This window comes from Salinibacter sp., assembly GCF_036626415.1.
Lineage (GTDB): Bacteria > Bacteroidota > Rhodothermia > Rhodothermales > Salinibacteraceae > Salinibacter.
Genome location: NZ_JAZKRW010000017.1, coordinates 24,045 through 34,271, shown reverse-complemented (window position 1 = coordinate 34,271; position 10,227 = coordinate 24,045). Strand labels below are relative to the sequence as shown.

The following is a 10,227-nucleotide window of genomic DNA, read 5'->3' as shown; positions in this document are numbered from 1 at the left end:
CGGTACGAGCCCGGACGTAAGGGATATGCGAAAGCGCTTGGGGCGGCGATCAATCAAGTGGACGAGCGAATCGAAGAGCTGGAGGACCGCGGCCTGGACCCGGCCCGGGATCGGGCCCAGCGCCGGGCGCTGGAGTTTGTGCATCGGCTCGTGCAGAGACTTCTCGACCTCGCCCCGCGAGAGGCTTCGGTACAGCAGATGGCGACGATGGCCCGACAGTTCGTTGAGCAGTTCGGGCCCGTTGACCCACCCCCCGAGGAGACACCGGAGGCGGAGCGGACGCTCGACGAGGCCGCCCGCACTGTTCTTTGGCAGCGCCTCGACCGCCTCACACGCGTGCCGGTGGACTATGAGGCGTCCGGCCCACAGCTCGCCGCGCTTCTTCGACGCTGGCTGGAGGGGCAGTACGTGCGGGCCGAGCATCCGCGTCCCGGCACGGTGCACGTCGTGCCGTTCGAAAGCGCGGGGTATGGCGACCGTTCACACCTCTACGTCGTGGGCATGGACAGCGACACGCTCTCGACGGCCGCGGTGGAAGACGCCATGCTCCGCGATCCGGACCGCCGTGCGCTCAGTGAATCCCTCGACGGGACGCTGCCCGAGCGCCGCTCGGCCCCGGACGAGGCGCAGTGGCACCACGAACAGGCACTGGTGCGGCACGATGGACCCTTGTCCCTCTACACCCGCATCTTCGATCTCGACAGCGGGGAGGAGCGGTACCCATCTCCGCTCTTCCTGCGGCTGCAGGAGGCCGCCTCGCTCGAATCGGAGCGCGTGGAGGGCATTGTGCCGCCCCCCGACCGCATCCGACTCCACGACGCCGAAGAGTGGCTGGCGGTCGCTCGGGCCCGTGGCGACGGGGGCACGGGGGCGACGGCCCGTGATGTGCTGCCCGAGCACTATCCCTGGATCCGAAGGGGAGAGACTGCGCGCCAGGCCCGTCAGGGTGACGAATACACGGTGCACGACGGACTTCTGAAGGCGGGGGCGTACCCGGAGCTGGATTTTCTGGGGAACCAAGAGAATGGCGCACCGATGTCGGCGGGGCGCCTGGAGACCTTCGCCGAAACCCCGTATCTGTATTTTCTCCAATACGTTCTCGACATCGAGCCCCTCGACGAGCCCGCGTTGGACGACGAGCCTTGGCTCAACGCCCTTCGTCGGGGAAGCATTCTTCACGCGACGTTTGAGGCGTTCATGACGGCCCTTGAAGAGCGTGACGAGCGGCCCACACCTGAGCACGAACCCCTTCTCCGGAGCACCCTCGACGCCGCGTTTTCCGCGGAAGCCGAAACGGTGGCGCCCCCGAGCGAGGTTGTAAAGGAGGCGGCATTGCGTCGGCTGTGGGAGGATGCGCGTGTCTTCCTGCGGGCCGAGACGGAGCACTGCCGCACTCACGCGCCGCTCTACCACGAAGTCGGGTTTGGCCACGGGTCGTACCGGCGACGGGAGGGCGATTACGGGGACGTTTCGATCACGGTGCGGGAACGCGAGATGTCGATCCGCGGCCGCATCGACCGGGTGGACCGCCGCCCGGATGGCACCCTGGCGGTTTGGGACTACAAGACGGGGGGGGCGTCTTCGTTTGCGGAGGACGATCCCGTTGCGGACGGGGCGCAACTACAGTGGGCCCTGTACGCCTACGCGCTTGCGGCCCTGACAAACGAGACGGTTGGGGCGTCCGGGTACTATTTCCCGACGACCCGCGAGCGAGGGACACGGCTTGCCTTCGCGCCGGGCCAGTACCGAGAAGAGGTCGAGCGCCTCCTCGACCGACTGAGCACGCTCGCCGCCACGGGCAGCTTTCCCATGCACCCGCGGGCCCGATACCGCAGCGCCTGGCGGTACCGCGGCTACGACCGCCTCTTTCGAGACCTGTCGGCCCGGAGCACCGCCCTCCAGGCAAAGACCTACCCGGAGGCGCGCCCGGTCCCCCCGTCCTTCGAGTAGCCGTCGGCTGCCGCGCGCCGCTCCCCACCCATTCCGAACAGCGTTTATGCCTCCCTCTCCGTCGATGTCTTCAACGTACGACGACGCGGCCGTCCGCCGGCGCATTGGTCCGTGGCGGGAGGACGGCGTGCCGGACCTCTCGGCCTTCGAGCCGGACACGAACTTTTTCGTGCGGGCGGCGGCCGGCTCCGGCAAGACGACGGCCCTCGTGGCCCGCATGGTGGCCCTGGTGCGCTCGGGGGTGCCGGCACAGGACCTGACGGCCATCACCTTCACGCGGAAGGCGGCGGGGGAAATGAGCAAGCGCTTCTATGAGGAGCTGCGACGCACCCAGGCGGCGCTGCCGGCGGAGAGTGCTCAGCGACAGCGGGTCACCGACGCGCTTCGGAACGCGCAGCAGGCATTCATCGGCACCATCCATGCGTTCTGTGCGCGCCTCCTCCGCGAACGGCCGATCGCCGCAAATCTGCCGCCCGGCTTCGTGGCGGGCCTGGACGACCGAGAGGAACGAGAGCTGCGCGAGCGCGCCTGGCGAGAGTACCTTCAGACCGTCCAGGCCGACCGTCCGGCCCGCATGGAGGCCCTCACGAGCCTGGGGGTGGAGCCGGAGGCGCTCGACGCCTACTTCGAACGGCTGTGCGAGCATCCCGAGCTAGAGCCCCACGTCAATGCCCCGGACGCCGTCCCGGCCCTGGAGGCGGCCGCCGCGACGGTGCAGGGCCGACTCGATGCGTGGCAGGCCCGCCGGCCGGATACGCTGCCGGAGGGGCGCGACGACGTGATGCAGGCGTTCGATACGGCAGAGAAACTGATCGCGCAGACCGGCCTGGAGACCCCGGCGCAACGAGCCGAGCTGCTTGAGCTTTTGGCCGACGTGGCCGACGAGGACTCGGCGGACGTGACGCTCAAATGCTGGCGCGGCCCCGATACCGATTCGTACGACTGGGCGCGGACGCTGCGGGATGAGCACCTCCCCGCACTGATGCACGACGTCGTGCAGCCCGCCCTGCGCCAATGGCGGGCCTACGTCCACAAAGAGGTCGTGGCGTTCGTTCGCCCGGCGGTCGACCGGTTTGCGTCACTTCGGCGGTCAGAGGGGCGGCTCACGTTTCACGACCTGCTCGCCTGCGCCCGGACCCTGCTCCGCGATCACCCGAGCCTGCGACGGACCCTTCAGGAGCGCCATCCCCGGCTGCTGGTCGACGAGTTTCAAGATACGGACCCCCTGCAGGCGGAGCTGCTGTTCTACCTCACCAGCCGCGACCCGACCGAGACGACCTGGACCGACTGTCGGCCGCTGCCAGGCAGCCTCTTTATCGTGGGCGACGGCAAGCAGTCCATCTATCGCTTCCGACGGGCGGACATGGAGGTGTTCGAGGCCGCTGGGGCGCGCATTGAGGAAACGGGCGGCGAGGCCGTGACGCTCACCAAGAATTTTCGCTCGCTCGATGTCATCTGTGACTGGTGCGACACGGCCTTTGCGGCTCTCTTCGAGGACCCGAACCTGAGCGACCTCCAGGCACCGTATACACCGTTCGATCCGCAGCGGACGACAGCCCGGGACGCGGGGGGGGTGCGTCGGATCGATCTCGAGAAGGTGCGGGGAAACTGGGGGAGCGAGATTGCCCGTCAGGACGCTGCCCGGATTGCTCAGTTCATTCGAGGAGCCCGAGACGGCGCGCTCGACGCCCGCTTCTACGGCCCCGAGAACGAGACGGGCGCGGTCGTCTCAGAGCAGGCCGACTACTCGGATTTCCTGATCCTGACGCGGACGAAATCGCGCCTGTCCGTATACGCCGAGGCCCTGGCCGAGGCCGGAATTCCGTACACCGTCACCGGGAGCGAGGATCTGGGTGAGGCCGCCGAGCTGAAGGCGCTCGTAGATCTTCTCACCTGCGCGCTCCGCCCCGACGACGAAGTGGCCTGCGTGGCGTACTTGAAGGGCCCACTCGTGGGGGCCAGCGACGACGACCTATACCGATTCTCGCAGGCCGGAGGGCAGTTCGGACGCATGCACGAGCCGGTTCCGGCGTCTGTGTGGGAGACGCTTCCGGCGGACACGGTAAGGCTGTTCGAGGACGCCTTTGATCACCTGCGGGAGGCGCGTCGTCGTCTCCGTGAGCAACGCCCGGGCGTCGCGGTCGAGCGCATCGTCGATGACCTGGGCCTCCTGGCCGGGGCCGCGCACCCGCCCGACCCCGCCGAGGGCTCGCTCCGGGCCGGGCGCGTGCTCCGCACGATCACGTACGTGCAGGACCTCGCGGCGCAGGGGCTCGGAGGGGCCGAGGTGCTGGAGGAGTTGCAGCGCGTGGTGGACGGGGAGGAGGACGTGGACGGCATGACACTGGAGACGGGGAGCGACGATGCCGTGCGCGTGATGAACGTCCATCAGGCCAAGGGGCTGGAGGCACCGGTCGTCTTCTTGGCCGACCCGTACAGTCGAGGCAGCGGCCCGCCGGTGCGTCGTCACCTCCGCCGAGACGCCGGCGAGGTCGTCGCCCCGATCGTGCAGGGAAGCGGCTACCGCGAACGGGTGACGCATCCCCCGCTCGGATGGGAGACGCCCGCAGAAGATCGAAACGAAAGCTTCTGCGAGCGAGAGGAGCGCCACGAGGCGGCCGAAGAGCGACGTCTCTTGTACGTCGCGGCCACTCGGGCCGAGAACCTCCTGGTCGTGTCCACCTACCCCGAGAAGCCGGAAGACGGCCCTTGGGCTCCGCTTTACCCGCACCTGGATGCGGCGGGCGTGCCGGAGCTGGACGCCCCGAGCGTGGAGCCCCGCGGCGACCTGCCGCAGGCCCCGGCGCCGGAGGTGGAGGCCCACCGGGCTGAGCGCCAGGCCCGCATCGAGGCCCAGTCGCGCCCCTCGTATCGGACCGCCGCCGTCACTCAGGGCGACCGTCCCTCCCCGGCGCGCCTGTCCGAATCGGACGCACAGGGCGGATACGGAGAGGCATTCGGGGCAGCCCTGCACCGCCTCTTGGAGCAGTGCGTCCGTACGGGCCGCCCGGCGCTGTGGACCGACAAGGAGGTCGTGGAGACCGTGCTCCGCCGGGCAGGGGTCGAGGAGATCGCGGAGGCGACCGGGCGCGCCACAACGATGCTCGACCGGTTCCTGGACAGTCAGGTCTGGGCGGAGGTGCAGGACGCTGACCGGACATACGTCGAGTACCCAATCGCCCATACGATTCGGGGCGAGACGGAGCCCGTGGTCCACCGAGGCGTGATCGACCTGGCGTGGCGGCAGGCGGGGACGTGGACCCTCGTCGATTACAAGACCGACCGAATTCAGGGACGAGGGCCGGCGCGCCTCTCGCTCGATCACCCCTACGTCCGGCAGCTTCGGGACTACGCCGAGGCGTGGACCGCCACAGTTGGAGAGCCGATCGGGGCGGTCACGCTCTGGTTTGCGGACACGGGGGTAAGCCTCCTCGGAAGCCCGGAAGAGGCCGAGGGCTCATCCTTGCGGCTTCGCCGATCGGGGCGGTAAAAGAATGCTTGCCTTGCCGGGGGCGTGCGCTGGGACGGAGGGCCGCGAGGTTGGCGGCCGGCGACCCGTCACTCGGCCCGGGCGGAGCCGGCCTGAGCGGCCACCTCGTCCGGAGCCTTTGGAATGTGGGGCCCCAGCACGCGGGCGCCCTCCTCCGTGATCACCACATCGTCCTCGATGCGGATGCCGCCAAACCCGAGGAAGTCCTCCACTTGGTCGTAGTTGATAAACTGTTCGTGCCGGTTTTCTTCTCGCCAGCGTTCTATGAGGGGCGGAATGAAGTAACAGCCCGGCTCCACGGTGACCACGAACCCGGCCTGGAGGGGACGAGCAAGGCGCAGCGTGTGGAGCCCGAATTGCTCCGGGCGGGTCTGGCCCTCCGCGTACCCAACCGCGTCTTCGCCCAGACTCTCCATGTCGTGAACATCGAGGCCCATCATGTGCCCGAGACCATGCGGAAAGAAGAGGGCATGAGCCCCTGCTGCCACGGCCTCCTCGGCGTTGCCCCGCATGAGCCCCTGCTCGATGAGGTGCTCGGTCAAGACCTGGGCGGCGTGCGTGTGGATCTCGATGAAGGGAACGCCGGGGGCAAGTGCATCGATGGCCGCGGTTTGGGCCGCCAGGACGGCCTCGTAGACGGCCTGCTGTCGGGGGCGGAAGGCCCCGCCGACCGGGGTGACACGAGTGATGTCGCCCGCGTAGCGACGAGGGGAAGTGGCCCCGGCGTCCACCAGGAGAAGGGCGCCCTCTTCGAGCACGTTCGGGTACGAGTGGTTGTGAAGCACCTCGCCCCGCACTGAGCACGTCGGCGTGAACGAAAACGAACGGCCCTCGGCCGTCAGGTAGTTCGTCATGCCCCCAACGAGTTCACGCTCGCGGACGCCCGGCGCTGCGTGCCGCCGGGCGAAGGCATGAATCTGAGCGGTATGCTCCAGGGCCGTTTCGATCTCCGCCACCTCGTCCGAGGATTTGACCGACCGCTGCCGAACCACGGCACGAACGAGAGCGGCCGAGGCTGCATCCTTGAGCTGGCCGCGGGAAAGGCCCAGCAGCTCCATAAAGCGGAGCCGATGCTCGTCGCGATACGGCGGCAGGGTATGAATCCTCCGATCCTGTTCTTGGGCCTTCGAGAGCCGAGACGCCAAGACGGAAGGAGGGGCGACCGCGTCGATTCCGACTGCGGCGGCCTCGTCTTCGAGGGCCGGCTGTTCCCCGGACCAGATGGCATCGTCGAGGCTGGCGTCCTGGCCGTACAGCGTGCAGGTGCCCGCGTCGAGATCGATGAGGCCGTACAGGTCGGGGCGGTCGAGGCCGAAGTAGTAGAGGAACGTACTGTCTTGACAAAAGGGGTGGGGGTTCGCAGTGTAGTTTTGGGGCGACCGCCGGTTGCCGAGCAGCAGGACGAGGCCGGAGTCAGGCCGCTCCTGTTCGATGAGCGAGCGACGGCGCGAGCAGTAGGTGGTGGGGGCGAACATTGACTAAGCGAACTGCACAAAGAGACGTCGGATGCGGAAGGCCGACCCGTAGGGCTCTCCGCCGCATGATGCTGCATTCGGTCACCGTGCCGGCGGGGCGTCCGGCCCCCCGTCAGCGGACGGCCTGTCGATGAGCAGCCGGAGCAGAGACCGGGCCTCCGACAGGTGCCGAATCTGATGGATGGTCTGGTGGGTGGTGTAGAGGCCGTACACGGTCACGAGAAGGACGGGGGTGGCCCAGAGGGCAATGCGGCCCCACGTGGAGCCATCAATCAGCCACAGCCCTACGAGCAGCCCGAAGTAAATGCCGGCCACGACCATCGACAGCAGCGAGTACCGCGCTTGGGTCAAACGCTGATCAATGGCGCCGAGGACCTCGCCGTAGCGCTGCTCCTCCAAGGCATCCGAGTCCATGACTCCAGGGAGGGCTGCCTGTTCCCCGTCACCGTCGTGGGGGCGGAGGCGGTGGGCGACCTGTGACTGAATGGCGTCGGGGTCGAGGGCCGGCACGAAAGAGAGAGGCGATGAGAGAGGCATCGAAACGTTCAAAGGCTGTGTGGCGGATGTTCTGTGGCTCCCCGGCGAGCACCTTTTCACAGGGGGCAGGGCCGGGTGCCGCAACTGTGCAGTTCTCACGCAAAAGGCCTTCTGCACTCGACGGGTCGCTTCCTGCCTTTCCTCGACTCCGCCTCGTCAGTCGCCACATGCATGTCGGCTGAACATTAATTTTCCAAACGGCTTTTCGGAGAGCATACTCAATGTCGGCAGTGAATCCGGACGAATGCAACAACGGCTGGCGTGGAGGGACGCCAGATTCACAGGGAAACCGCGGGCGGCTGGGGAAACGCCGGGAGGGTCCTCCATTTTTTTTCAAAACGCCCAAAAAAGACCTGCCACTATGGAGAGCGTCCGTGCCTGCGTTGCGTTTCGGGGCCACCGTTCTGTATACTTGCAGCGCGGTGTCCTCCGAATCCTCTCTCTTCCAACATGAATGCTCCTGACGACTGGACGACCACTCATGATCTGGCGGTCGTGTACATTGCCCTGGCCTATGGAACCGACCACGAGCTCAGTGACGAAGAGCTGAAGATCCTCAAAAGCGCCCTGCAGGCCTGGAAGTCGATGGACGAGCCGGCCGTTCAGGATCTGATCGTCGAGGCTGCCACGGTCTTTACCGAACGAGAGGCCGAGACGGAGTTTCGGCGGGCGGTGGAGGAGCTCGAAGGAGCGCTCTCCCTGGAGGAACGGCGCGATACAATTCGGCACCTGATCCGGATTGCGGAGGCCGATGGGGTGCTCCTGGAGCGGGAACAGGGACTGATCCATACGCTGGCGGAGGCGTGGTCCCTCAAGGCCCTCAGTGAAGACCTTCTCGAAAACACCTCGGCGGTCGTGCAGCGTCGGGGAGAAGACTGGGGGCTCATCCACGAACTGGCATTTCTCTACATCCTCGTCGCTCACGCCGCGGGAGACGACCTGTCGGCGGACACGGTGGATGTGATGGTGGAGCGGCTCCAGGAGTGGCAGCCGGAGCGGTCGACGGAGGAACTGCGAGACGTAGTGCGTCGGGCCCTGCAGGTCTATGCCGAGCAGCCCCAAGAGGATCTGATCTACGACTCGGTGGAAGCCTTGAAAGAGGCCCTGTCGAGCACGCATCGCCTGACGGTGCTCGACGACCTCCACACGGTCGCCCGGGCGGGGGGGCCGCTTACCCGGGCCGAGCGCGACCTCATTACGTCCCTCGCTCAGGCCTGGGACGTCACCGTACGGATGAACGGACACGGCGGGTAGACGCCAGCGCTCCGCCCAGCAGCCTCCAGGCCGAATTAGGACGAGGAAGAAGGGGGGGCACTTCCTTCGTCTCCGACCTCGTCCACGTGGTTTGGGGTGTCTTGAGGGCGGCCTTCCCAGGTCCTGCCTGAGGGGGAGCGGGCGGGTCCATCGGGTGAATGCGGCGGGCCGGCTGGTCCCCCGAGGGGAGAGGACGACCCCCCAAACATGCCAAACTGTACCTGCAGGGTGCCCTGCTCCACCTTGTTCTGAAACCATCGCATCAGGACCCTGCGGAGGCGAGTGCGCGTGAAGGGAATGAGCCCCAGGAAGCCGATCACGTCGGTCAGAATGCCAGGGGTAATCAGCAGGGCCCCGGCCACCAGGATGATGATGCCATCGGCAAGCTCGGTGCCGGGCAGGTCGCCGGCTTGCAAGCGGCGGTTGAGGCGGCGCCAGGTCGAGAGCCCCTCGCGGCGCGCCAAGTGGCTCCCCACGATGCCGGTCACGATGATGAGCGCGATCGTCGCCCAGAACCCGATGAACCGGTCCACCTGGATGAGGAGGGCCAACTCCACCGCGGGCGTGAGGAGGAAGAGCAGAATCAGGCGACCGAGCATGAGAGAATCCCGAAAGAGGGCTGGTGAGGAACGAAAAAAAGGCCGCTCTCCGTCCGAAACGGACCAAAAGCAAATCTCCCGTCAGGGAGAGGGTTCCCTCAGTCAAGAACGGAGAGCACTGCGGTGCTCCCCGGCTTACCCGTCTCCGTTGCGCTCGACGAAGTATTTCTCCTCGTGGATCGCGTCGTCTTCGAAGCCGGCGCGCTCGAGAATGCCTTGCGCCTTGTCGATCATCTTCGGGTGTCCACAGGTGTAGGCGGCGGTGTCCGATGGTGGAAAGGCAGCGGCGTCTAGGTGCTTCCGCAGCACGTCCTCGACGCGGCCGCACTCCCCGGTCCACTCTGGGTCCTCCCAGGGGCGACTCACGGTGGGTACGTACTCGAACCAGCGCAGCTCCTCGGCAAGCGCCCGCAGCTCCTCGAGGTACGTGCCGAGCTCCCACGACCGGCTCGCCCCGTGCAGGACCAGCATTGGCGTCGGGCTGTCCAGGGCGCCGGCCCGCAGTTTCCGCAGTTGGTCGCGAATGATGCTAATGTAGGGCCCCACGCCCGTCACCGTCGCCGCCATGAGGTGGTGCGTGCGGTCCGGGTCGAGCGTAAACCGGCCCACGATCTTGTCTCGCATCCACACGTTTGCGCCCGGCTCCAGGTCCCAGAGTCTCGGGGTCAGGGCCCCTTCGTCGACCCGCTCGATGAAGAACTCAAGCTCGGTACTGCCGGGGGCGGAGGCCACCGAGTAGGGGCGGAGGAGCGGACGGTCGCGGTCCTCCTCCATCAGCCCGATGGTGGCGTACTGCCCCGGCGTAAACTCGACAGGGGTGTCGGCACGGAGGCGGAATACCGCCAGTTCGTTGGAGAAGTCGACCCGGTCTACGAGGGTCAGTTGACTGTACTGCGAGGAATCCATTCTACATCCGGCAGCT

7 protein-coding genes are annotated in these 10,227 nt (G+C 67.2%); 3 read left to right on the top strand and 4 right to left on the bottom strand.

Annotation, left to right across the window (positions count from 1 at the left end; all coding sequences use genetic code 11):
• Together V5A20_RS03795 and V5A20_RS03790 are read left to right on the top strand one after the other, a co-directional pair.
• A partial coding sequence (locus tag V5A20_RS03795) for a PD-(D/E)XK nuclease family protein (protein WP_332326752.1) occupies nt 1–1,950 on the top strand: 1,950 nt, incomplete at its 5' end.
• A 64-nt stretch (nt 1,951–2,014) separates the two neighbouring features.
• Nucleotides 2,015–5,440, top strand: coding sequence for a UvrD-helicase domain-containing protein (locus V5A20_RS03790; protein ID WP_332326751.1), 3,426 nt, complete (start codon nt 2,015–2,017; stop codon nt 5,438–5,440).
• Between the two features lie 68 nt (nt 5,441–5,508).
• Here V5A20_RS03790 and V5A20_RS03785 read toward each other — a convergent pair whose 3' ends face one another.
• Both V5A20_RS03785 and V5A20_RS03780 read right to left on the bottom strand, forming a co-directional pair.
• On the bottom strand, nt 5,509–6,915 hold the full coding sequence (locus tag V5A20_RS03785) for an aminopeptidase P family protein (protein ID WP_332326750.1): 1,407 nt from the start codon (nt 6,913–6,915) through the stop codon (nt 5,509–5,511).
• 81 nt (nt 6,916–6,996) lie between these two features.
• The gene (locus tag V5A20_RS03780) at nt 6,997–7,425 is read right to left on the bottom strand and encodes a hypothetical protein (RefSeq protein WP_332314461.1); all 429 of its coding nucleotides are present in this window, start codon (nt 7,423–7,425) and stop codon (nt 6,997–6,999) included.
• A gap of 477 nt (nt 7,426–7,902) precedes the next feature.
• Between V5A20_RS03780 and V5A20_RS03775 the strand changes: the two genes are divergently transcribed.
• Nucleotides 7,903–8,706 carry a tellurite resistance TerB family protein gene (locus V5A20_RS03775; RefSeq protein ID WP_332326749.1) on the top strand — a complete coding sequence of 268 codons (804 nt, stop codon included), beginning with the start codon at nt 7,903–7,905 and terminating at the stop codon, nt 8,704–8,706.
• 35 nt (nt 8,707–8,741) lie between these two features.
• Here the strand turns inward: V5A20_RS03775 and V5A20_RS03770 are convergent, their stop codons facing one another.
• Together V5A20_RS03770 and V5A20_RS03765 are read right to left on the bottom strand one after the other, a co-directional pair.
• Nucleotides 8,742–9,305, bottom strand: a complete 564-nt coding sequence (locus V5A20_RS03770) for an FxsA family protein (RefSeq protein WP_332314463.1) — start codon at nt 9,303–9,305, stop codon at nt 8,742–8,744.
• Between the two features lie 135 nt (nt 9,306–9,440).
• A complete protein-coding gene (locus tag V5A20_RS03765) occupies nt 9,441–10,211 on the bottom strand; it encodes a ferredoxin--NADP reductase (RefSeq protein ID WP_332326748.1) in 771 nt (256 codons plus the stop codon).
• Nucleotides 10,212–10,227 lie beyond the last annotated feature (16 nt).